This window comes from Puia sp. (assembly GCF_035546395.1).
Lineage (GTDB): Bacteria > Bacteroidota > Bacteroidia > Chitinophagales > Chitinophagaceae > Puia.
The window spans coordinates 624,039-647,467 of the sequence record NZ_DASZXR010000019.1; the positions used below are offsets into that span (position 1 = coordinate 624,039).

The 23,429-nt window shown below is 51.1% G+C and carries 24 protein-coding genes and 1 tRNA gene; 11 read left to right on the plus strand and 14 right to left on the minus strand.

Annotated features, from left to right (window positions below):
• Window position 1: 1 nt before the first annotated feature.
• Window positions 2-1,279, minus strand: coding sequence for a serine hydroxymethyltransferase (gene glyA, locus VHE34_RS28990; protein ID WP_325594659.1), 1,278 nt, complete (start codon window positions 1,277-1,279; stop codon window positions 2-4).
• Window positions 1,280-1,358: 79 nt separating this feature from the next.
• Here glyA and VHE34_RS28995 point away from each other — a divergent pair, with 79 nt between their 5' ends.
• Together VHE34_RS28995 and VHE34_RS29000 are read left to right on the plus strand one after the other, a co-directional pair.
• Window positions 1,359-2,357, plus strand: a complete 999-nt coding sequence (locus tag VHE34_RS28995; RefSeq protein ID WP_325594661.1) for a sugar phosphate nucleotidyltransferase — start codon at window positions 1,359-1,361, stop codon at window positions 2,355-2,357.
• Window positions 2,358-2,449: 92 nt separating this feature from the next.
• Entirely contained in the window at window positions 2,450-2,860 is a 411-nt protein-coding gene (locus tag VHE34_RS29000) for a carboxypeptidase-like regulatory domain-containing protein (RefSeq protein WP_325594663.1), read from the plus strand.
• A 189-nt stretch (window positions 2,861-3,049) separates the two neighbouring features.
• On the opposite strand, the gene VHE34_RS29005 is transcribed toward VHE34_RS29000, so the two are convergent.
• The 3 genes from VHE34_RS29005 to VHE34_RS29015 are packed head-to-tail and all read right to left on the minus strand — an operon-like array spanning window position 3,050 to window position 6,929.
• Window positions 3,050-4,390, minus strand: coding sequence for an ABC transporter permease (locus VHE34_RS29005; RefSeq protein ID WP_325594665.1), 1,341 nt, complete (start codon window positions 4,388-4,390; stop codon window positions 3,050-3,052).
• Window positions 4,387-5,331 (minus strand): ATP-binding cassette domain-containing protein, encoded by a 945-nt coding sequence (locus VHE34_RS29010; protein WP_325594667.1) that lies wholly within the window; start codon window positions 5,329-5,331, stop codon window positions 4,387-4,389. The genes VHE34_RS29005 and VHE34_RS29010 overlap by 4 nt, the downstream gene beginning before the upstream one ends.
• Window positions 5,332-5,381: 50 nt before the next feature.
• On the minus strand, window positions 5,382-6,929 hold the full coding sequence (locus VHE34_RS29015; RefSeq protein WP_325594669.1) for an NAD(P)/FAD-dependent oxidoreductase: 1,548 nt from the start codon (window positions 6,927-6,929) through the stop codon (window positions 5,382-5,384).
• 668 nt (window positions 6,930-7,597) lie between these two features.
• On the opposite strand from VHE34_RS29015, the gene dnaA reads away from it, so the two are divergent.
• The 3 genes from dnaA (at window position 7,598) to VHE34_RS29030 (ending at window position 11,094) form a co-directional block, all read left to right on the plus strand.
• The gene (dnaA, locus tag VHE34_RS29020) at window positions 7,598-9,031 is read left to right on the plus strand and encodes a chromosomal replication initiator protein DnaA (protein WP_325594671.1); all 1,434 of its coding nucleotides are present in this window, start codon (window positions 7,598-7,600) and stop codon (window positions 9,029-9,031) included.
• 295 nt (window positions 9,032-9,326) lie between these two features.
• Window positions 9,327-9,417, plus strand: a tRNA-Ser gene (locus VHE34_RS29025).
• A gap of 453 nt (window positions 9,418-9,870) precedes the next feature.
• Window positions 9,871-11,094, plus strand: a complete 1,224-nt coding sequence (locus tag VHE34_RS29030) for a site-specific integrase (RefSeq protein ID WP_325594673.1) — start codon at window positions 9,871-9,873, stop codon at window positions 11,092-11,094.
• Window positions 11,095-11,134: 40 nt separating this feature from the next.
• On the opposite strand, the gene VHE34_RS29035 is transcribed toward VHE34_RS29030, so the two are convergent.
• From VHE34_RS29035 to VHE34_RS29045, 3 genes are read right to left on the minus strand one after another with little or no spacing between them, the layout of a single operon-like run.
• Window positions 11,135-11,464 carry a hypothetical protein gene (locus VHE34_RS29035; RefSeq protein WP_325594675.1) on the minus strand — a complete coding sequence of 110 codons (330 nt, stop codon included), beginning with the start codon at window positions 11,462-11,464 and terminating at the stop codon, window positions 11,135-11,137.
• Window positions 11,465-11,488: 24 nt separating this feature from the next.
• Window positions 11,489-12,205, minus strand: coding sequence for a hypothetical protein (locus tag VHE34_RS29040; protein ID WP_325594677.1), 717 nt, complete (start codon window positions 12,203-12,205; stop codon window positions 11,489-11,491).
• Between the two features lie 6 nt (window positions 12,206-12,211).
• Window positions 12,212-12,841, minus strand: coding sequence for a hypothetical protein (locus tag VHE34_RS29045; protein WP_325594679.1), 630 nt, complete (start codon window positions 12,839-12,841; stop codon window positions 12,212-12,214).
• Window positions 12,842-12,971: 130 nt separating this feature from the next.
• On the opposite strand from VHE34_RS29045, the gene VHE34_RS29050 reads away from it, so the two are divergent.
• Window positions 12,972-13,250 (plus strand): helix-turn-helix domain-containing protein, encoded by a 279-nt coding sequence (locus VHE34_RS29050; RefSeq protein WP_325594681.1) that lies wholly within the window; start codon window positions 12,972-12,974, stop codon window positions 13,248-13,250.
• Window positions 13,251-13,453: 203 nt separating this feature from the next.
• On the opposite strand, the gene VHE34_RS29055 is transcribed toward VHE34_RS29050, so the two are convergent.
• From VHE34_RS29055 to VHE34_RS29070, 4 genes are all read right to left on the minus strand, one after another.
• The gene (locus VHE34_RS29055) at window positions 13,454-13,723 is read right to left on the minus strand and encodes a hypothetical protein (protein WP_325594685.1); all 270 of its coding nucleotides are present in this window, start codon (window positions 13,721-13,723) and stop codon (window positions 13,454-13,456) included.
• Between the two features lie 204 nt (window positions 13,724-13,927).
• Entirely contained in the window at window positions 13,928-14,923 is a 996-nt protein-coding gene (locus VHE34_RS29060; RefSeq protein WP_325594687.1) for a transposase, read from the minus strand.
• 792 nt (window positions 14,924-15,715) lie between these two features.
• The gene (locus tag VHE34_RS29065) at window positions 15,716-15,967 is read right to left on the minus strand and encodes a hypothetical protein (RefSeq protein WP_325594689.1); all 252 of its coding nucleotides are present in this window, start codon (window positions 15,965-15,967) and stop codon (window positions 15,716-15,718) included.
• A 169-nt stretch (window positions 15,968-16,136) separates the two neighbouring features.
• A complete protein-coding gene (locus VHE34_RS29070; RefSeq protein ID WP_325594691.1) occupies window positions 16,137-16,406 on the minus strand; it encodes a hypothetical protein in 270 nt (89 codons plus the stop codon).
• Window positions 16,407-16,495: 89 nt separating this feature from the next.
• Here VHE34_RS29070 and VHE34_RS29075 point away from each other — a divergent pair, with 89 nt between their 5' ends.
• From VHE34_RS29075 to VHE34_RS31255, 3 genes are all read left to right on the plus strand, one after another.
• Complete coding sequence (locus VHE34_RS29075) at window positions 16,496-16,864, plus strand: DUF7677 family protein (RefSeq protein ID WP_325594693.1); 369 nt, start codon at window positions 16,496-16,498, stop codon at window positions 16,862-16,864.
• Window positions 16,865-16,965: 101 nt separating this feature from the next.
• On the plus strand, window positions 16,966-17,196 hold the full coding sequence (locus VHE34_RS29080) for a hypothetical protein (protein WP_325594695.1): 231 nt from the start codon (window positions 16,966-16,968) through the stop codon (window positions 17,194-17,196).
• Window positions 17,190-17,495 (plus strand): type II toxin-antitoxin system RelE/ParE family toxin, encoded by a 306-nt coding sequence (locus VHE34_RS31255; RefSeq protein WP_414709929.1) that lies wholly within the window; start codon window positions 17,190-17,192, stop codon window positions 17,493-17,495. The genes VHE34_RS29080 and VHE34_RS31255 overlap by 7 nt, the downstream gene beginning before the upstream one ends.
• A gap of 776 nt (window positions 17,496-18,271) precedes the next feature.
• On the opposite strand, the gene VHE34_RS29085 is transcribed toward VHE34_RS31255, so the two are convergent.
• Both VHE34_RS29085 and VHE34_RS29090 read right to left on the minus strand, forming a co-directional pair.
• Entirely contained in the window at window positions 18,272-18,586 is a 315-nt protein-coding gene (locus tag VHE34_RS29085; RefSeq protein WP_325594697.1) for a hypothetical protein, read from the minus strand.
• A 24-nt stretch (window positions 18,587-18,610) separates the two neighbouring features.
• A complete protein-coding gene (locus VHE34_RS29090) occupies window positions 18,611-19,537 on the minus strand; it encodes a hypothetical protein (RefSeq protein ID WP_325594699.1) in 927 nt (308 codons plus the stop codon).
• Window positions 19,538-19,602: 65 nt separating this feature from the next.
• Between VHE34_RS29090 and VHE34_RS29095 the strand changes: the two genes are divergently transcribed.
• The gene (locus tag VHE34_RS29095; protein ID WP_325594701.1) at window positions 19,603-20,631 is read left to right on the plus strand and encodes a serine hydrolase; all 1,029 of its coding nucleotides are present in this window, start codon (window positions 19,603-19,605) and stop codon (window positions 20,629-20,631) included.
• Window positions 20,632-20,769: 138 nt separating this feature from the next.
• The gene (locus tag VHE34_RS29100) at window positions 20,770-21,615 is read left to right on the plus strand and encodes a DUF2911 domain-containing protein (protein ID WP_325594703.1); all 846 of its coding nucleotides are present in this window, start codon (window positions 20,770-20,772) and stop codon (window positions 21,613-21,615) included.
• Window positions 21,616-21,710: 95 nt separating this feature from the next.
• Here the strand turns inward: VHE34_RS29100 and pgm are convergent, their stop codons facing one another.
• Complete coding sequence (gene pgm, locus VHE34_RS29105) at window positions 21,711-23,354, minus strand: phosphoglucomutase (alpha-D-glucose-1,6-bisphosphate-dependent) (protein ID WP_325594705.1); 1,644 nt, start codon at window positions 23,352-23,354, stop codon at window positions 21,711-21,713.
• Window positions 23,355-23,429: the final 75 nt, after the last annotated feature.

Here is a 23,429-nt window from a genome sequence, read left to right on the forward strand (position 1 = left end):
CTTAAAGTTCTGGATACAATGGGAACTGTTTCATAAACGCATTCACATCCCCCCGCATCGACGCCAGCACATCGTCCTTCTCCGCATTCACAAGCGCGGCATCGATCATCTCCACCACGGTCGCCATATGCGCCTCCTTCATCCCCCGGGTCGTGATCGCCGGCACGCCGACGCGAATGCCCGAAGTGATAAAAGCACTCTTATCATCAAAGGGGACCATATTCTTATTCACCGTGATCTTCGCCTTACCCAGCGCGATCTCCGCCTTCTTTCCGCTGATATCCTTATTCCGCAGATCGATCAGCAACAGGTGATTGTCCGTGCCTCCGGAAACGATATTATACCCCTTCGAAAGAAACGCCTTCGCCATCGCCTGGGCATTGGAGATCACCTGTTTCGCATACACCGTGAAATCGTCAGAGAGGATCTCCCCAAATGCAACGGCCTTGGCTGCGATCACATGCTCCAGCGGACCACCCTGGGTTCCCGGGAATACCGCCATATCGATGAGATTGCTCATCGGGCGGATATTGCCTTTGACGTCTTTCAGCCCGAACGGGTTGTCGAAATCCTTCTTCATCAGGATGATGCCGCCGCGCGGACCGCGAAGCGTCTTATGCGTCGTGGAGGTCACAAAATGACAATGGTCGAAGGGCGAGTTGAGCAGGCCCTTGGCGATAAGCCCCGCCGGATGCGCCATATCGCACATCACAAAAGCCCCGACGCTGTCCGCGATCGCCCGGATGCGGGCATAGTCCCAGTCCCGGCTATAGGCACTGGCCCCGCAGATGATCACCTTCGGTTTTTCCTTCCTGGCCACGGTCTCCATCATGTCGTAATCTACCCGGCGGTCCTCTTTCTTTACACCATAGAACACGGGACGATAGAGCTTCCCGGAAAAGTTCACCGGGGAACCATGGGTAAGGTGACCGCCCATGCTCAGGTCCAGACCCAGGATCGTGTCGCCGGGCTGAATAAGGGCCAACAGAAGCGCCGCATTGGCCTGGGCGCCGCTATGCGGTTGAACGTTCGCATATTCACAGCCGAAGATCTGCCTGAGCCGGTCGATTGCCAGCTGCTCTACCTGGTCGACGATCTCACACCCACCATAATATCTGCGTCCGGGATAGCCCTCCGCATATTTATTGGTAAGCACGGTCCCCATCGCCTGCATAACGGCCGATGAGGTAAAGTTCTCGGAAGCGATCAATTCAATTCCATGACGCTGACGTTCCAATTCTTTCCGGATGAGATCAAAGACCAAGGTATCGTTTTGCATGGCGCAAAAATAGGTCAAAAAGAATAATTTTCACTATTTTACGCTCTGAACCGGGCGGAGCCCTGTTCTATCATACGACATGAAAGCGATCATTCCCGTAGCAGGCGCTGGAACAAAATTACGTCCCCATACGTACACGCAACCCAAGGCTTTGATCCCTTTAGCCGGCAAGACCATCCTCTCCATCATCGTCGACCAGCTGATGGAAGCCGGCATCACCGAGTTCATCTTCATCGTAGGCTATCTCGGCGAGAAGATCCAGGACTTCGTCCGGCAAAAATATCCCCAGCTCACGGCTCATTTCGTATACCAGAACGAACGCCAGGGCATCGGCCATGCCGTATTACTCACCCGCAGTATCGTCGGCGACGACGAAGTGTTCATCGTGCTCGGCGATACTATTTGCGAATATGATGTAAAGGACATACTCAACCAACCCCATTCGTTATTAGGCGTAAAAAGGGTCGACGATCCCCGCAATTTCGGGGTAGCCGAACTGGCCGATGACGGCCAGATCGAAAGGGTAGTGGAGAAGCCCCAGATCCCCAAGTCGAATATGGCCCTGGTTGGCATCTATCGCATCCGCGAGACCGACGTGCTGTTCAATTGCCTGGAAACCAACATACGCAACCAGGTCACCAGCTATGGCGAATACAATCTCACCGACGCCATCGAATGCATGATCCGCAATAACGTAAAGTTCCGGGCCTTCAAAGTGCAGAACTGGTTCGACTGCGGTAAGAAGGAGACGCTGCTCGAGTCCAATGCCAAGCTGCTAAAGAAGTTCGGCGGGACCATCGCGCCGGAGCACCAGTTCGAGAACACCATCATCATCCAGCCCGTCAGTATCGCCCCCGGCTGCGATATCCGCAACTCCATCGTAGGTCCCAATGTCGCCATCGGGGAAAAGACCCGGGTCAATTATTCCATCCTGAAAGATTCCATCATCGGCAGCTTCGCCGACCTCTATGATATCGTCCTTACCCACTCCCTGATCGGCAGCGACACCGAGGTAAAAGGCGAATCCCGCAGCCTCAATATCGGGGACAACACCGAGATCGACCTGGGCGAATCCTGATCCGCGCGCTCCCGAAAATCCCCATTTACCCCGATAGCCCAATTTGCCCGGCTGCAAAAATTGAGCTAAATTAGTATCGGGAAAACTGACTTATGGGCACCTTCAGGAAAATATTACTCCTACTGCTGATGGCTCCCCTGGCCTTGATGGCGAGAGCCGGTACAGGCACCGGTAAGCTGGAAGGCGTGCTGAACGGCTACGTTACCGATGCCGTCACGAAAAAGCCGCTCCCCGGCGTCACCGTTTCCGCATTCATTCCCGGCACCAACAATCTCAAAGAAGTCCTGACCGATTCCGACGGCTATTTCCGCTTCCCCGAGCTTCCGGGTTTGCAGGTCACCGTCGAATTCAATAAGAAAGGATATCAGTCTTACAAAAAGAGGAATATTTCCATCCGCGAAAAGACCCCGGTAAGGGTCAATGTCGAATTTACTCCCGAAGCGACCGATGACGATTCTGCCAACGGTGAATTTCCCCTCTTACGAATGCTTGACGCCCATTAATTGGAAACGGGGTTGAGAACAACCCCGTTTTTCTACTACACATGAGGCTTAAAATCTATCTGATTATAATGCCTGCCGGATGCCTTTACGACATCCTTCGTATAAAAGTACGCAGCAGGGACCGGAATGTTGCACCGAACTCCCGGCTTTTTTTACCATTCATCCATCGGTCGTCCCGGGGACCTGGATCTACTTATGGAATGCCCATTTCCACATCGTCTTCCACGTAGGCTTCTTACCATACATGAGGATGCCTGTGCGATAGATCTTCCCCGCCAGCCATACCGTCACCAGGAACCCCGCCACCAGCGAGACCATCGAGAGTCCCAGCTGCCACCAGGGAACGGTTCCGGGCACACCGAAGGGGATACGCCCCGTCATCACGATCGGACTGCTGAACGGGATGATGCTGGCCCACACCGCAAGTGGGCCAGTCGGATCCTGCAAGGCGACCGTCGCGACAAAGAAAGAAAAAACGATCGGCAGGGTAACGGGCATCATCAGCGACTGCGCCTCCTGGGGGTCTTCATTGACGGCGCTGCCGATGGCGGCGAACAAGGCAGAGTAGAAAAGATAGCCGCCGATAAAATAGAAGAGGAAACAGAATATCGTCAGTCCCAGGTTAGCGGCACTCATCGCACTCTGAAACTCATAGATCCTGTTGGCGCCCTCGCTCACCTTGATAGCGTTGCCGGCGTTCCCCATGGCGTTGGCCTGCTGCAGTTGCATGATCTCCTTTCCGACGGAGGGCGGGATAAAGGCCTGGGCCAGGAAGGACAGACCAACCAGCAGCACGATCCATAAAAGGAACTGCGTCAGACCCACGGCGCCGATACCCGTGATCTTCCCCATCATCAGCTGAAAAGGCTTCACCGAGCTGACCACCACCTCCGCGATCCGGTTGGTCTTTTCTTCCATTACACCTCGCATCACCATCGCTCCATATATAAAGGTGAGCATATAGATCAGGATGGCGCAGACATAGCCGATAGCGCCGGCCGCATTCTGGTTCGAAGCCCTTGCCTTCTTGTCATTGTCGTCAAAGGTTCTCAACGCGGCGATCTTCGACCGGCTTCGCAGCGTGTCCAGCTGGATGCGGCTGACCGAGGTCTTCTCATAGATCAGATGATCGGTGATGGCGTTGTTGACACGGTTCTCGAGATCGTCTTTCGCCGCCGGCCCCAATTGCTTTTTGAATTTCAGCCGGTAGATCGTAACGTTGTCCTCCGGCAGCGGGGGAATGATCAGCACCGCCGTATTGCCCCGATCGGCATAGTTCAGCGTGTCGATCCCCGGGGAGAAATCGAAGCTCAGGGAGCTGTCGCTCCGCAGATAGTCCTTAAAATACCCATTCGCATCCACGACCGCGATCTTATGATGGGTATGGGTCTGCGTGGCGATCATGACCGAGCCCGCGATAAAAAGAATGATCACCAGCGGGAAAAGGAAAGTGGAAAGCAGGAAAGTCCTGTTACGAACGCGGGTCAGGTATTCCCGCCGCGTGATCAGCCAGATCTTGTTATTGCTCATAAGCGTTGGAATTGCCTGGCAAGGGGGGTACCCTCGACCAGCCGGATAAAAATATCGTTCAGGGATGGTAGTATCTCGACAAAGGAGGTGATTCCCTCGCCTTTCCGGATGAACCAGCTAAGCACGTCATTCGGCCGGTGTCCCTCGGCGATCTTCACCACCAGCTGGCCGTCTGCCCGGCCCACTACGGTAAATGCGTCCGATGCGTCGGCAGTCTTAAGGTCTTCTCCGGTCAGGGGGCGCTCCAGCCCGATCCGGAAAAGGTTCTCCTTGAATTGTTGTTTCACGCCGCCGACCGTTCCATCGAGTATCTTCTGTCCGCGGTTCACCAGGATGATATGATCGCAGATCTCCTCTACCTGCTCCATCCGGTGCGTGCTGAAGACAATGGTCGCGCCCTTCCGCGCGAGGGAGTAGATCTCGTCCTTGATAAGATTCGAGTTGACGGGATCGAGTCCGCTGAAAGGTTCGTCGAGGATGATCAGCCGGGGCTCATGCATCACCGTGGTGACGAATTGCAACTTCTGCCCCATGCCCTTGCTCAGGTCTTCCACCTTTTTGTTCCACCAGCTCTGCATCTCGAACTTGACGAACCATTCCTTTGCTCTTTGCAGGGCCTCGCTCCGGCTCAGGCCTTTCAGCTGGGCAAGATAGAGCGCCTGCTCGCCGATCTTCATCTTTTTATAGAGCCCTCGTTCCTCCGGCATGTAGCCGATCCGGAGAATGTCGTTCATCGGGTCGAAGGGTTTGCCCTCGAAGAGTATCTCCCCCGCATCAGGGTAGAAAATGCCCGTGATCATCCGGATCAGCGTCGTCTTGCCCGCGCCGTTCGGTCCCAACAGACCGAAGATGGAGCCCTTCTCCAACTGGAAACTGATCTTGTCGACCGCGATCTGCGTCGCAAAGGTCTTTTGGAGGTCCTTTACTTCCAGGATATTCATAGATGTCATTTAGTCTTGTCGGAAAGTTTGTCGCAGGGTCTTATTAAATATTACATATCTGCTATCTGATCCGCGACCCGTTCCCCATCCATCGCGGCACTGACGATTCCCCCCGCATATCCGGCCCCTTCTCCGCATGGGAAAAGATTGCCGATCTGCGGATGACGCAGGGTCACGGGATCTCTCGGGATGCGCACGGGGGAAGAGGTCCGCGACTCGGTGGCCACTATAACGGCTTCATTCGTAAGATATCCTCGCATTTTGTCTCCAAATGCTTTAAAACCCCTGCGCAGATCCTCAAAGATAGTCCCTGGCAGCACGTTTTCCAATGACACGGAGTGGATTCCCGGCAGATACGAACAGGAAGGCAGATCGGCCGAGACCCGGCGCGTAACAAAATCGGCCATTCGTTGCGCAGGGGCTACGAATTGACCACCCCCTGCCCTGAATGCTTTTTGTTCCACGCTCTGCTGAAACGCAAGTCCCGCCAGCGGTCCCTTATTGTTCCACGGCGCCATGTCCTTTTCGCCGACGCTCACGACGATGCCGGAGTTGGCGTAAGGATTGTTCCGGCGGGACGGAGACCAACCGTTGACGACGACTTCCCCATCGGCCGTCGCCGCCGGTGCAATAATACCGCCGGGACACATACAAAAGGAGAAAACACCCCTGTGGTCGACTTGTTCCACGAGGCTGTATGCGGCCGGTGGAAGAAGAGGCGAGAGCGTCCGGTATTGAATGCGATCGATCAGCTCCTGTGGATGCTCGATGCGTACACCAAGCGCAAAAGGCTTCGCCTCGATCAGGATATGCTTATCATGGAGGAGCGTGAAGATATCTCTTGCGGAGTGACCCGTCGCCAGCACAACGGCTTCGCCGTCGAAGGTTTCGCCGTCTGCGGTCCGTACCGCACGGATATGCCCGTCATGTAGAAGAAAGTCTACAACCTTTTTTCCAAAGAGAAAAACACCGCCGGCATCGATGATCTGTTGACGCATGGCCTGGATGATATGCGGCAGCTTGTTGGTGCCGATATGTGGATGCGCATCCACCAGGATCGACGCGTCGGCGCCAAACTGGACCAGCAGCTGGAGGATACGCCGGATATCGCCTCGCTTGTTGCTTCGGGTGTACAGCTTGCCGTCGCTGTATGTTCCCGCTCCGCCTTCGCCAAAACAATAATTGCTTTCCGGGTTGATCACTCCCTCCTTGTTCAGCGCGGCGAGATCCCGGCGCCGTGCCCGGACGTCCTTTCCTCTCTCGAGCAACACGGGCCGGATGCCTTTCCCGATGAGGCGCAGCGCCGCAAAAAGCCCCGCCGGACCCGCGCCGACGATCACCACCTGCCGGTCCGCCTTCGACACGTCGGGAAAAGCGATGGTCTCCAACGGCTCCTCGTGGAACGGTTCATTGATGAATACCTTCACCGCTAGGAGAATATGCGGCTGGCGGCCTCTCGCATCGATCGATCGCTTGATCAATTGATATCCGTTGATCTCTTCCACCCGTCTTGCAGTAACCCGGGCGATATACTCCCGGAGCACGCTGTCGTCGGCCGCTTCCGCCGGAAGTAATTTCAATTGAAGAGTTTGTTGCATGTCCGGGCAAAATTAGTATAAATACTTCTGCCTGTTTGAGATATAATCTTCATCCCGAATAGTGCTGGAAAAGGGATGAAACCGAAAAAAAATAGTTTGAAAATCTTGGGGTCTATCTTTTAAAAAAAGATTCTCGGATTCGAAAAGGCAATTAAATTATTTGTATCTTCAATCACCTCACAACAAACTCTACATATATGAAGAAAGGTTCGTTCACATCGAAGCTCACGTCTTCCTTCTTCATACAAGGTAGGTTTAAAACATCCCGGCAGGGTCAACTGCCGTATTACGCCTGGATCCACTACTACTGTCGTTCTATGCCTCGAGGAGGTGGTTGCCCTGCAATCGCTTCCAACCCGCATCGATGTTAATAAGTCCAAAAGAAATGGTTTTGTAGAGAATGAAAAAGACCTCGGATGAGTGTCGGATCAGCGTTGCGTCACTGTCATCTCACGCAAGCGGGACATAGGTTTTGTAGAAAAAAAATGAATCGGTTTTTTCCAATGACAAAACTGTATTCACAGCAAAAAAAACAAGTGAATAAAAAATTTTTTGTTTCCCGAAAAGTTTTGATATTCGCCGCCCTGCGCAACTTTTTAGAATCCGATTCCTTAGAACATTTTAGAAACTACAATTCTTAAATCGGCATAAAAATTGGTTACTGAATAATGGCAAAAACGTTTGACAAAGTTTGGAGTAGTTGCTTGGAGATAATCAAGGATATCGTAGAGTGGCAGCATTATAAAACGTGGTTCGAGCCGATTAAGCCTGTTGAATTGAAGAACAACGTCCTGGTGATCCAGGTCCCAAGCCAGTTCTTTTATGAGTACCTCGAAGAACACTATGTAAATTTATTAGCAAAGACCCTGAGACGGATATTGGGAAAGGATGCGATGCTGGAATACCGGATCATGGTTGATAGCGGCAATCACCAGAACAAGCCCTTGACAATGGACGTTCCGGCTCATGGGTACAAAACCTTTTCCAACAACGAAATGGATTTTCCCCTCATAATAAATAATCCCGTCAAGAATCCCTTCGTGATCCCGGGGCTCAAGAAGATGCAGATCGACGCGCAGCTCAACCCCGTGTACACGTTCGACTCTTTTGTCGAGGGAGATTGCAACCGCGTTGCACGCCGGGCAGGAAAGACGGTCGCCGAAAAGCCGGGCGCCAACTCCTTCAATCCCCTGGTCATCTATGGCGGCGTCGGTCTCGGCAAGACGCACCTGGCCCAGGCCATCGGCAACGAGGTAAAGCGTCTGCATCAGAATAAGGTGGTATTATATGTAAGCTCGGAGAAGTTCATCAACCAGTTCGTCGACCACAGCCGCAATAACGCGATCAACGACTTCATCCATTTCTACCAGCTGGTGGACGTCCTCATCATCGACGACGTTCAGTTCTTCAGCCGGGCCGAAAAATCCCAGGATGCCTTTTTCGCCATCTTCAACCATCTCCATCAGTCCGGCAAGCAGCTGATCCTCTCCTCGGACAAGCCGCCAAAGGATCTCGACGGTCTGCAGGAGCGTCTCCTCAGCCGTTTCCGCTGGGGCCTCAGCGCCGACCTCCAGGTGCCCGACTACGATGTACGCATCGATATCCTCGAGCGGAAGATGAAGAATGACGGCCTCGAAATGCCAAAGGAAGTAGTCAAGTATCTTGCCTATAATATCAACACGAACGTACGCGAGCTCGAAGGGGCATTGATCTCTCTTTTGGCACAATCTTCGCTGAATAAGAGGGAAATAGACCTGGAATTGGCAAAGAAGGTGCTCCGTAATTTCGTGAAAACTAGCAGTAAGGAAATTACTATCGAAACCATACAGCGCATGGTATGTGAATATTTCGATGTCTCTTATGATAAATTACTGCAAAAAACCCGCAAGCGAGAGATCGTTCAGGCGAGGCAGATCACTATGTACCTGGCCAAAGCCTTCACCAAAAATTCTCTCAAGACCATCGGCGAACACTTCGGCGGCCGTGACCATACCACTGTCATCCACTCCTGCCAGACCGTAAAAGATTTGATGGACACGGACAGCCTCTTCCGCGAGAACGTGATGGAATTGCAACAGAAAGTCCAGCTCGCCGCCATGTAATGTCGCCATTTAAATGCCGCCATGTGACACCGCCTTTGCTTATAGACCCAAGGATACATCGCCCATCCCCCTGCCGGGATGGGTTTTTCTTTCGTCCCACGCCCGCGCCCACGTCCGCGCCCGCGCAGCCCATTCCCCGCCCATGGCCCCCACACTCCCCCGGAGCGGCGCCCGCCGTGGACCCCAAAAAACAAAAAACCCGCCCTCATTTTGGGCCAAACCGCAATAAATCTTTATTTTTGCCTCCCATTTCGAAAGCCGGGTCAATCCCCGGTTCAGGCGGAATGGTCCCTTCGGAGAGGTGCCTGAGTGGCCGAAAGGGCCGGTTTGCTAAACCGTTATACGAGCTTAAACTTGTATCGAGGGTTCGAATCCCTCCCTCTCCGCAAGACTTCATTATTGGACCCGCAGCGATAGCTGCGGGTTTTTTGTTCGGAGCAGACGCGCGACCTCTGCTCGCAGCGGATGCGGAGAACAAAAAACGAAGGCGGCTGAAAGCCGCCTGAAGGTCCAATGATAAAGTCTTAAGCCCCTCCCCTAAGGGATCAGCGAGCACCGCGATAGCGGGCGCAGCTAATCCCTCCCTCTCCGCTAAGATTATTTTCAAATGCCTTCAAGGGCTCGTAAGACGCTGGTTCTACGGGCCCTTTTGAATTTTTCCACTACAAGTTGATCTAAAGGATTTCAAGGTTCATGGAGCCTGATTCGGTGCCTCGTTCTATATCGGAATTTTGGTGCACCGAATCGAGCAAGACGCCCTCCTGGCCTGCAATTCCTAAAGATCAGCCGCTTTTGGTGACGGACGCAAAACCGATTCAAAAACCAAAAATCAGTGGAACATGGAACATCGCATGAGCACCCTCTTTTATGCCCGCAAATCCAAAAAAACCAGCGGCGGCCTGGCTCCCGTCTACATGCGTATCACCGTCAATGGGCAGCGTCTTGAGCAAAGCATCCAACGGTTCGTCGATCCCGCGCAATGGTCCGCCGCTGCCGGGCGGTTGAAAGGAAACACTACCCAGGCCCGGCAACTGAATTTGTACTTGGATACCCTATCGAGCAAAGTCTTGCAGATGGAGCGGGAAATGGTGATGGATACCGTCACCCTCAATTTTTCGAATTTCCGTGAAAAGTGGCTTGGACTCACCGAGCCGGTCCGTCTACTCCTTGAGGTGTTTCGGCAGCACAATGACCAGATGGCTGCACTCATCCGGGCTGGGAAAGAATTTTGTCCGGCAACGCGGGATCGCTATAACACCTGCCGGGACCATGTTCGTGAATTTATCAAATGGAAGTACACCCTGGAGGATATTGATATCCGGCGAATGGATTATGATTTTGTCGCGGATTTGGAGTTTTGGTTGAAAACTCAACGGAACTGTGCACACAACACAACTTTGAAATATATCAGCAATCTTAAGAAAATTGTGAATGGGTGCATACGCAAGGGTTGGCTGACCAGGGACCCCTTTGCCGGCTTCAAGCGGACCAAGCAGGAAGTGGAGCGGGAAGCCCTGACCGAACTGGAGCTTGAAGAGATTGGCACGAAGGTTTTCCCGACGGATCGGTTAAATATCGTTCGGGACATCTTTTTGTTTTCGTGTTACACCGGCTTAGCCTATGCTGATGTGAAGAAACTACGGCGTTCTCAGATCGCCCAGGGTATCGACGGCAACTATTGGATTTTCACCCACCGACAGAAAACCGATACTCAATCGCGGATTCCCCTACTTCCGCCGGCGCGGGCAATTGTTGAGAAATACCAGGATTTACCGCCTTGCTGTGATTCCGGCAGAGTGCTGCCAGTTTTGAGTAACCAGAAGATGAATGCTTATTTGAAGGAAATCGCGGACGTTTGTGGAATTCCGCGAAATCTCACTTTTCATATCGCCCGCCATACTTTTGCCACGACTGTCACTCTTAGCAATGGAGTGCCCATCGAGTCGGTCAGCAAGATGTTGGGGCATCGGAACCTGAAAACAACAAAGCACTATGCAAAGGTGCTCGACAGGAAAGTCAGTGAGGACATGACAATCCTGAGAACGAAGTATGAACTGAAATGAAAGAATATTGCGTGATAATATAACCTAAGAGCAATTAGGCTTAGGTCGATTCATTATCCTCGATTAGTTCAGAATATATATCGAATATTGTCGTTCCATTTTCTGCCTCCAAACCAAAGGGAGCACCGATATCGATGGTAAATATCAGTCTGTTGTCTTTATCTAAGCGTTCACCAATGATGTGGCATTCTATCCGTGCGGATTGAGGATAAATAGCATCCGGATAGAGCGTTTCATAAACATCGAAATATACAGTCTTATCAACTATTGACCATTCTTTACCATTTACGTCATTGAAAATAGCCCTTACCCAGCCCGGGTAGCTACTACCGTCCACGACCTCGGTTACAGTTACAGAAAGTGATTTCATAGCATAAAATAAAAAAATCAACTTTTAAATGGGTTTAAGCAGCGGTCTTACCCTTTTGCAATACCTAACAAAATCTGGTTGGTCGTTAACGGCGAAAGGCCTGGAAAATCCACAACCGTCAAAGGCGATCCGAAGACAGCCGATGAAAGTAGTCTCATGCTCTTCGTCTAGGAACCGGCTGTCCACCTGGGGAGTCTCTGAAAGTTCAACACTATAGGGAGGACCACCGCTGATATTGTCCTTATGGTAGAAATCTGCCGATACTTGAAGTCCCATAGGATCATCATCAAGCTCCATTTGCTTTGCTTCCGACAGAAGATCAGTTATCGGGCAGATTTGCAAAGGGTCAGCACCTTCCCAGGGGATCATATCATTAGTATCATAGTCCCAAGTGAGATTGCAGGAGCCAACTACTTTATAAAAGGCTTTCAGTGACAAGGGGACATACCCGAATTTCCTGACCACCGCTTCTAGTCTATAGATATAGAATTGAGTTCCCCACTTGGGCGCCAGAAGAGGAATTTCAAAATCATGCCGAGGGTTTTCTTTAAAACAATACCTTTCGTCAATCAATGCTCGGTAGATCACATCCAGATTATGCGCGACCCGGTTCATAGTTTCGGTCAAGACGGCACGGACCTCTCGGAATTTACCTCTTTCAAAGGCCACGGAGCCCATGCGCTCGATCTCTTCATAAACCCGAAGGGTATCGCCCTCAAGGTATTGTTGCAACAAGTCCATAGTAATTTATTCCCGGAAGAACTTAATCAGTTGAGGTCGATATTCCTGGTCCTTCTCTTTAAATTCAATTATTTTTTCTCGTTTGTTAATATTAAGGTATAATTCTGCATAGTCATCTTTATTCGGACCTTCAAAAAAGAGCTTGTATTCATTTACGGCAGTATCATACTGGTTATTGGCGCCTAAAGCGCCAGCGAAGGTGTTCAAATTGACATAGGCGACTGATAGAGTCTTATTAAAAAAATGGATTGACGAGTCCAGTTTTTGATTATAGACTTTCGTCATGAAGCGAATAAAATTATCACTCTCCGAGCCAATGCTCTTTAATAAAATAGATTGGCCAAACCCTCTTTCGCCGTCCTTTTTAGGAATATCAAGAGCCAACCCCAAATTTCCGTTTTCGGAGGTTGATAACGCCTTATATGTTATAATGGTGTCGGTCTCCGAGATAGCAACGATAGATAAGGCGAAATCTCCGTCCCCGGTATCGTCTCCATTATCCTTGTATTTTATTACGGGTCTTGCCGGATAAGATACAACCGTGGCGCCATTATCTGCATTTTTCTCCTTTAAGGGGCTCCCGCTTGAACAACCTAATACTTGCGGAATAACTACTATTAGAACTAGCTTTTTCATCAATTGATTATTGAGAAAAATAGTCAATTGGATTGATTTCGCCCCAATTTCCTTAAAAAATCTTTTCGTATCTGTTCCCCATACTGAAAGACCCGGTTCTGCCTTTGGTAAATTGGGCTAAAAAGAACCTATGGGTAAACTACTTTATTTAATGGATAATGACCAAAAGCCTTCACCCTCCCAACTGGTCACAATAAAGGATCTGGAGGAATTTCGGACAAAAATGGTGATGGACATAAAAATGATGCTGGAAGGCCATCTGAACAAGACCAGCAAACGCTGGCTTAAGTCATATGAAGTGAGGAAAATGCTGGGCATCTCAGCCGGGACCTTACAGACCCTGCGGAACAATGGCAAGATACCCTTCACCAAGATTGGCGGACTAACCTACTATTGTCTGCTCAATTAGATCAAATACTAGCGAGCCGATCAAAGGAGGGATGAGGAAGGTTTCCCGGTGGGGTTCCTCATAGGGGTGGATTCGTGCATAGTTTTGGGCTTCCAGTTCAGGTTAGTCCCGAATTTGAGTGCGCGTGGTGGCGCCCAGTATTCTATGTTTGACCAAATTTATTTTGAGAATGGAAAGAGCAAAGACGGAGGTGTCTCCTATTGCTAGATGTTTTTAGGTTTGCCGTATCTTGATGACATTTCTTTGTAATAATCGGATTTTTCAAAGTCCTCTTTCTGTTTCTGCAAAATAGCTTGAACCTCCTCTTTTTTGTCCCAAAGCTCGAAACACGATTTATGAAACCCTTGATCAAAGTACTTATATAACGGATTCGCGGTGTCAGATGCAGCAGGAAGCGCAACGATTTCGTCATGTTCCTTTAACACTTTACCACATAGGGCGCATTCACTCTTGTCTAAAAATATAAGTGCCATATCCGAAAATACTCAAATAAAAGGATGATTTATCTATCTTTTTCAAATTTATGGACTGCAGAGACTGCGAGTCTTGGGGCAAAAAATAGCCTGCTGCGTAAAATAGAGGAACGCTGGTATAATGGCGCTCTTTCCTACTTTCGCATTCACCCTCCTTTGCATATTAACAATTCGGCTGTCCTGACGCTAATACGCCGTTCGCATTTATGCTACATGCTTCATGAGCTCTACATACTCCGTTTGTCTTTTCACGACGGCGAAAATTCGAGCAAGCATTTTGTTTCGGATGGCATTCAGGGTACTCATCTTGTTGTAGCCAGCTTCCAGCCGAGCTTTATAGTACAGGACCATTTCCTTATTTTTCGACGAGGCGCACAAAGCGCACAGGTGCAGGATCTTCTTTACCTGCTTATTGGCAATATGGTTCACTCTGGGCTTCCCCTTTACGGAAGTTCCCGACTGAAAATCGAATGGGGCTATACCGGCATAGCAAGCAAATTTCCGCCAGTCTTGGAAGCGTGTGAAATTGTGGGTTGCGGCAATAATATAGGCGCCAACGAGCAATCCGACACCTTTTATTTCGGTAATCAGGTCGAAGGTCCGGCAGATATCAGGGTCGCTTTGAATAAGAACTTTGATTTCCTTCTCCAGCTGCTTTATTTCAATTTTCAGGCTTACAATGAGCCGACTGTAGGTTTCAAACAAAGCCGTGAAATCATCAGCGTCCAGAAACTTCTTTTGCTCTTTTATGGTAAACTCAAATCCGGCCCTGCTCCTTACGAGACGGTCCCGGAGGGTAAGCAAGGGTTGCAATTTGAAGATCGCCCTGGAAGGCAATTTTGTCGGCTGAAGGATATCCCTGTGCCGAAAGGCATATTCGGCGATCCTTCTTGCATCAACCTGGTCATTTTTTCCTCTTGCTATTCCCATCGATTTCTTGATTTGAAGCGGAGAGGTCATGGAATAAGGGATTCCCCTTTTTTCAAGATAGGTAGCGAGAGGCAGGGAATAAAGTCCTGTATGCTCAAAGCAAATAAATGTTCCGGATAGTTCGGTCGCTGGATCAACTTTGACCAACCAGGCGATCATCGTGTCGAAACCTTTGAAGTCATTGTTGAACTGTCTGTAGGCTTGTTTACCGTAGATAAAAGCGTCGATCTTAGCCTTGGAAACGTCGATGCCGACGAAAGTCTCATTCATTCATAACGTGTTAATAGTGAATAAAATAGCTGCTTTTCGACTAAAACTGTATAAGACCTGAATGTCTACGATTCTATTTGGTCATTGGCTGCAAAAATTGACAGGATCCAGGACTAATACTTGGCAGAAGGCCGCGTAGCCTGGCAAGATGTAGAGTTCACCTGGACCTGCCATAAAAGACATAGATAAGATTTTTACGGTTATGTACAGCTGCTGAGGAGACGCCCCCCTTCCCCATCCCGGGGGGATTGAGTATACGTGAAGGTATACAGCAAGATATACTGTTGTCAGCAGTAATAGGAAATGGGCTTGGGAAAGGTCGACAAAGTGAATTCGGGTAACAGTGTTACCCGAATTGAAAAAGTCGCCGCCGGAATATGCAGCCGCAGGCGAGCAGCCGCGGAACCAGGCCCAACACCCGACCCGGCTTTGGCGCTTCGCGAGAGGTCAGTTATTGCCCCAACATGTCGTCCTAAGAGCAGCAGCGGCGACTATGAACGGGCGGATTTTCTTTGCGGGTCTCTACAACAGGCAATAACGGGCCTCCCGCGAAGATTGCGGTTTTCCCTCCAAACTCCCGATTTTCCATAAAATTAAAATCCGGCGCAACTGTGCCGGATCGCTACCAATTATCAATCTCACCTGGAAGCCCAACCCGACCAGTCTTATTTCAGAATCGCTTACACTAAGCTCATGAACCGCTCTTCCACGAGATCATCCAATAGAGCGGCATTCTCGCCTTCGAAATAGAGAGAAGCCAGACAGAAAGTCCCCTTCGTATTATCAACAAACTCAATAAATTTTCCTGGATCGGTGGAGAGCAATGGCGAAGATGGAGCCAAAATTCCAGCAGCGGTCCCATACCCCATAGTAAGCTGGCTGGATAGTTACGCGCGTGGCGCGTGGTGGCTTGTAGCCTTTCATGTGCTGTACGTAGAGATCGCTGACGAAGTTGAAAAGGCCGGTCTCTGCCCGACTTTCCGGGGTGCCGTTGGCATGGGGTGAAGGAATATAGAGGGTAATATCGCTGAAGGGTCTACCCATAGAAAAGGGAGCGTGGAAGGTACGATTTTCAGGATTACTTTCAAGCCAAAAGTTCATTGACCGTGACGCTCACCGCTTCTTTTGCCTCCGCGTTCTCCTCCCCTGCGCCGTTCTTCTTTGGCCAAATATGAAACTCGCCTGCCCGCCATTTTTTGATGGTCCATTTTCCTCAGATGCCGTTCTCGTCCGCATAGCCGCTATATTCTACTGAATGAGCCCCCACATAAGTCTTCGTAAGCTGACAGCTCTCGGCCCTGGTGTCATAGGTACCGGACCAGGTGTAGACGCCCACGGGATCGGACACGCCGCCGCTCGCCCGGCCGTTGGAAAAATCGAGGGTCATGGTCATTTCCCCTCTTGGGCGGCTGCCGCGTGGGTCGTTGTAGAAGCCTTCCCAATCGCAACTAGGGAAGTAGGGGTGTTGTTCGGAGGATGTCATTCTCCACAAGATAAAGATTGGGGGGTATTTTTTAAAACGCTACCGGTCCACAAACCGCTTGAGTACGATATATTGTTGACCTTAAACCGATGATGATGACCAACAAATTAAGCCCGTCTTTCAGCGGTGCTCTTCGGACATTTGCCTATTTCCCATCCAACGGTACGCATTATATGGTGGAGGGGATCGATTATCTTTCCCTCTATGGTCAGGAGCCTCGCGCTATAGAACAGGTATATGCCATCTTTGTGAACGTTATTGAGTTGGACAAAGAAGGCACAGTATTGAATTCCCAATGTGCCCAGAAGCGTGCCACCGACTATCTGCGCGCCTATTGTGATCCTACGTATATAGCGACACTCGCGTATGAAGATTGGGAGACGGCAAGGCATGAGCCGCGGGGCATTGTTTGCGGTGTTGCCAATCCTATTTTAACGACGTGTATTTTGAATTTATAGTTGATTGTTAATAAGTTATAGAGTAGTGATTGACTGGTTTTCATATAATACCTACCTACCCCAAATAAAATAAATGAGTAAATTTGTAAAAACATGGTCAAATGGCAAACGCAGTAGATCGGGAAATGTTCGCCTATTTTATGCAGCTCAATGATGCTGAAAAGAAATCCGTTGTCGAGTTACTTAAGACCTTCATGAAAGGCCGAAGAGACCAACCCGATCATATCACCGTCGAGCAATATAATAAGGAATTGGACGAAGCTATGGAGCGGGTTGGTCGCGGTGAGTATACCACCTTTGAAGACTTAGAAAAGGAAATGAAGTCATGGTGAAAATTAAGCCGAAGGTTGTTATCGATAATCTTGCTAAATCTCAACTAAAAGAAGCCTACACCTACATAAAGCTAGACTCTCCCAAAAACGCTGAAAAGGTTAGAGCCAAAATCTTAGCCTCTATAAAAGAACTGGCTGATTACCCCGAAAAATACCCCCAAGACAAATATCGCCTCGACAATGATGGATCTTATCGGGCTTTGGAAATTTACAAGTATCGGGTTAGTTACCACGTATCGCAAAAGCAAATCACCGTTATTATGATCCGGCACACGAAGATGGAGCCGAGACCTCACTAAATTGTAGTAGCCTGTCGAAGCCCCGATGGTCGCTAGCAGATTTATACAGTTTTGAATATCTTTATATAAATCCGTCGCTAAATCGCAAGGTGGCAAATCGGTGTCCCATCCAGCCTACACGAGTCTAACAAATTGAAAATAAATACGGAAGAGGTTAAAGTTCGAATCCCCCCTCTCCGCTTAAGGAACGACTTTCCCATCATGAGATATTCAAGACCTTCCTGTAAATTCGGTACAAAATTGCCATGTGGATTTGTCTAAACTGCGGGCACAAATTTTACAACAAAAACCAATCGCATTCCTGCGGTAACTACTCCGTCGACAGTTTCCTGCAAGGCAAAACCGAAAGATCCGTCGATCTCTTCCATTATTTTATTGCCCAATATAGAGAAATAGGCCCCTTTGAATTACATCCCGTAAAAACAAGAGTTGCCTTGCTCACGAAGATGCGTTTTTGTTCCGTCAACAAACTGGGCAACGATTTCATCGCAGTTCATTTTGTGTTGACAAGGCCATACGATGGGAAAGTTCGATTTCATCGAATAGAGAATTTGGGCGACAGATTTTTCGTACATCATCTGAAGATCTTTAACCGGACGGATTTAGACACCGAAGTAAAAAAGGTCATGCAGCTTGCTTATGACACCGGCAACAGGAGACATATTAGCCGCAAAAGCAAGGACTGATGCTCCGGCCTGCTCCCGCGTCACTGGGATGCCCGATCAATACTACCTTTACAAAGGAAAAAAAACTGCCGTATCTCGCCCGGAACGGTATCACTGCCTCCTGAAAAGCGGCTCCTGTCTCCCCGCCTTGATCTCAAAATCCACCTTCTTATTCCTCATCTCCGGCAACCGCAGATCAAAAGCCTCCTTCTTCTGCGGCCCGGTGTATAGGATACTCCGCGAGTCATCGCCCGCATCCCAGGTCTTCTTCGCAAAGGTCAGGTAGCTGGAACCGGCCGTCCATCCAAGATCAGCCCGTTTAAGCGTAAGTTTCTGCGGAATAAAAGGATCCGAAAGAGATTTTTGTGCCCAGACGCTGCAAGCGAAAAGGGTGCAGCAAAGCAGCAGGAGAGATGACTTTGCCATGGGAGAAGATTTTGTACTCTAAAGTTACCACTTTATGTCTTTAAAGTCAATAGCATAAATATCCCCAAGCCCATTCCCCGCACTGTGCAGCCGGAGATCGAAACGCTGCATATCCTCCCGCTCCGGCAACGCATCGGTGATCCTATTGCGCGCGCTGCCAAAGTAGAACTTCCCATCCCGGCCCATCTTCCCACCCCATTCCGTTGCATCGGAATTGACCGGCGCTAAAAGCCGCCGGGCCTTGCTCCACACCCCGTTCATCCGGAAGCTGATATAAAAATCGGCATTGGCTAATCCATTCGGGCGCGTCGCCATAAAGATCAAAAATCGCTCGTCTGGTGAGATATAAGGCTCGTATTCGTTGTCCCCGGTATTGATCGAATCACCCAGGTTCTCCGGCTCACCGTAGTGACCATTCACCCACCGGCAAACATAGAGGTCGGACCTCCCCTTGCCCCCCGGCCGGCCGGAGCCAAAATAAAGGTTGCCGTTGTCGGCAAGCGTCGGGAAATACTCACTGCTGCTGCTGTTGAACGGGCTGTCGAGATGCACCGGCATTCCCCAGTTACCCGGAGAAATGGAGACCTTCCAGATATCCCAATCCGCCTTCACCGGATCACCCTCCTTCACCGGCCGGTTGGAGACGAAATACAAGGTCTTCCCATCCCGGGTGACGAAAGGATCGGCATCCAGCCACCGCCCCGAGAAGGGAACCACTTGGGGCTTGGACCATTGCCCGTTCCTGCGATAAGATACGCAGATAGAGAAGAAGTTGGCGTCAGGCAGGCCTTTCAGGAAATAAAGCGTGTCCCCGCTCGGAGAAAAGGCCGGATGGGTCTCATAGTCGCCCGTGCTGATGATCCCCTCGCCGAACATATTCACCTGCGCAAGGGCCGGTAGGGAAAGCACCAGGAAAAGAAAGGAGGCAGCGATCGTTCGTTTTTCGTTCATGGAGGAAAGTTACCTATACATCGACAAATAGCCAATAGTGGCCGATAAGGATTAACTTCGCGTGCATGCGAAAAACACTCGTTTCCCTTCTCCTCACCACTATTCTCTACGTCCCCGCATCAGCGCAGTCGATACCCACGAAAGACGACGGCCCCATCGAGCTGGACAAGCTCCCGGGCCTCTACAGCATCGCCATGTCCGTAAACGACACGATCCGCTATGACCGTCACTTCAATGGAACAAAAGAAGAAGACGTCTTCGACGATCAGTCCCTGACAAAAAGCATGGGAAGTCTCCTCATCGGCATCGCCATCGATAAAGGCCTCATCCCAGGCCTCGATACAAAGCTGACCAGCTGGTTCCCGCAGTTAAAGAACGATCCCGACAAAAGAAAGCAGGACATCACGCTCCGCCAGGTGATGAACCAGGCCTCCGGGCTTCATCATGAGGACCTCGACAAACGGGGCGGTATCGCCGAATATCTCGCGCTCTCCGACCCCGCCGGCTTCGTCCTCAACGCACCCTTACTGTCCACGCCCGGCGAGGTCTTCCATTACAACAACGCCGCGACCCATCTGCTGGGAATTATCCTGGCAAAGAGTGCCGGCATGGACGCGCTGAGCTTTGCCAAAAAGAACCTCCTTGATCCCCTCGGCATCACAACCGTCGAATGGGCAAAAATGAAGGACGGGTACTATGATCTCGCCGGCCTGGAGAACATCCGCCTGAGGACCGCCGACTGGTTGACCATCGGATCATTGCTCCTGCACGACGGAAAATATCACGAAAAGCAGATTGTCCCAAAAAATTGGATCGCCCAGGTCCTTCATCCCGATGTCGTCTATCACACCGAATGGGGATTCCGTGGTTCGCAATACGGACTCTGTTGGTATCACATCACCTACAAAGGACAGGAGATGACCTATGGATTGGGGTGGGGGGGACAATTCCTCATCGTCGTCCCGGGGTTGAAAATGGTGCTCGCCATCAATCAAAGCCGCGAAGACCAGGACGCGATCCGCCGTGCCGGCCGGTTCCTCGATATCATCTTCCCGTATTTCTTCGACGCCGTCAGCCAGGGCCGGCCGCTCTAGCCGCTCGCAAACGGCAAGTCCCCAAACCCCGCTCGCAACCCGGTAAGTCCCCAACACCCGCTCGCAAACGGCAAGTCCCCAAGACCGGGGCCAACCGCCAGGCCAAATCCTGCGTTCTCCATGGCAAACCAACGCTATATGAGAATTACCACCGTCCTCCTCCTCTCGATCGGGCTCCCGCTCCTGGCCGCCGCACAAGCACAGGACCTCAAGATCCCCCAACCCAGCACCACCCAGCGGATCGAACAGGAATTCGGTCTCGGCACCGTCTCGATCACCTATTCCCGCCCCAATACAAAAGGCCGGACCATCTTCGGCGCCATGGAACCCTACGGTCTCGTCTGGCGCACCGGCGCCAACGCGGCCACAAAGCTAAAGCTCACCGATTCGATCAACCTGGATGGCCACCCGCTCGCCCCCGGCGAATACTCCCTCTTCACGATCCCGGGCGCAAATGAATGGATCATCATCCTCAATAAAACCGCCAACCAATGGGGCGCCTACGCATATGATTCAACAAAGGACGTCCTCCGTTTCAAAGTGAGACCGGCCAAAATGGACAGAAAACTCGAAACGCTCACCATCCAGTTCGCCAATATGAACGTCGAACAAGGCGATCTTCAGATCATGTGGGAGAACACAATGGTATCGATGAAAATGACGACCGATGTCGACGCGCGGATAATGGCCAACATCGACAAAGCCATGCAAGGCGAAAGAAAGCCCTGGTATTTCGCCGCGATCTATTATTACAATCACGATAAAGACATGCACAAGGCCCTGGCCTGGATGCAGGAATACGACAAAGTGCAGCCGAACGAATACAATATAAAATATTGGATGGCTCGCATCCAGCTGAAACTCGGCGACAAGCCCGGCGCTATCGCGACCGCCAATGAAGGACTCCGCCTGGCGACCGCAGAACCCAACGCCGAATATATCCGCCTGAACAAGGAAGTGCTGGAAGCCGCGAAGCACAGCTGACCGCAAGCGGCCAGTCGCCAATAAGGCCGGCCGCAACAACGCCGGCCGCAACAACGCCGGCCGCCAACGCCGGCCGACACAGGCCCCGCCAACCCCTACCCCTTCAACGCCGCATTGACAATACTCTGCGCCTGCTCCTGTATCATCTTCAAATGATCCGTACCCTTGAAACTCTCCGCATAGATCTTATAGATATCCTCCGTCCCCGACGGCCGCGCCGCAAACCACCCATTCTCGGTCGTCACCTTCAGTCCGCCGATCGGCGCATCATTCCCCGGCGCCGTAGTGAGGATACCCGTTATCTTCTCACCCGCCATCTCCGTCTGCTTCACCATCGAAGGAGAAAGCTTGGAAAGTTTCTTCTTCTCCTCCGGCGTCGCCTTCGCCTCGACCCGGTCGTACACCGGATTCCCCAACTCTGAGGTCAGCTCCTGGTAGATTTGCCCGGGATCTTTTCCCATCACCGCCGTCATCTCCGCCGAGAGCAGGCCCGCGATCATCCCATCCTTATCCGTCGTCCATACCTTTCCGTTGCTGCGCAGGAAGGAGGCGCCCGCACTCTCTTCGCCCACAAACCCCAGCGTGCCCGCCAGCAATCCATCGACAAACCATTTGAAACCCACCGGCACTTCATAAAGCCCACGGTTGATCTTGGCGGCTATCCGGTCGATCATCTGGCTGCTCACGAGCGTCTTCCCCACTCTCGCCCCCGCCGGCCACTTCGCCCGGTGCTGGAACAGGTAAAAGATACAAGCCGAAAGATAATGGTTGGGCTGCATCAGCCCCTGGCTCCGCGTAACGATTCCATGCCGGTCATGATCGGTATCGCAGGCAAACGAAATATCGAATTTATCCTTCATCTTCACCAGCGAAGCCATCGCATACGGCGAGGAAGGGTCCATGCGGATCTGGCCGTCCCAGTCCACGGTCATGAACCGGAACGTATTATCCACCACCGTCGAGACGACCGTAAGGTCGAGCTTGTAATGCTCGGCGATCGGCTCCCAGTAATGAACACCGGCGCCCCCAAGCGGATCGGCCGCGAAATGAAGCTTCGAGGCCCGGATCCGGTCCATATCGATGATATTGCCAAGATCGGCTATATAGGGCTGCCGGTAATCATATTTGTGGGTCGTGGAAGCATGCAGGGCGCGGGAATAAGGGATGCGCTTTACACCCTGTAGTCCATTCTCCAGGAATTCATTGGCTTTTTTCTGTACCCAATCGGTGATCGCAGGTTCTGCAGGCCCGCCATGCGGCGGATTGTATTTGAATCCGCCATCCTTCGGCGGATTATGAGAAGGGGTGATCACGATGCCGTCGGAAAGCCCACCGGTCCGTCCATCGTTATAGGTCAATATCGCATGCGAAAGCACCGGGGTAGGCGTGTAATCGGTACCGTCCGCGATCATCACCTCCACGCCGTTGGCCGCCAGTACCTCCAGGGCCGAGATCTGCGCCGGCCAGGAGAGCGCGTGAGTGTCGACAGCTAAAAATAACGGACCGTCGATCTTTTGCTCCAGCCGGTACAGGCAGATGGCCTGCGTAATAGCAAGGATATGGTCTTCATTAAAGGCCGCATCGAACGAACTTCCCCGATGACCGGAAGTCCCGAATGCCACCCGCTGAGCAGGAATCCCGGGATCGGGTTTTTCCGAATAATAAGCGGTGATCAGACGCGTAAGGTCGACAAGCTGTTGAGGTTCGGCAGGCTTTCCTGCCAGCGGATGGATTGCCATAATTGTATTTTTTCATACCGAAGTTCATTATTTCCCGGTTAAAAACAACACCACGGTAAACATTCATATTTGCTG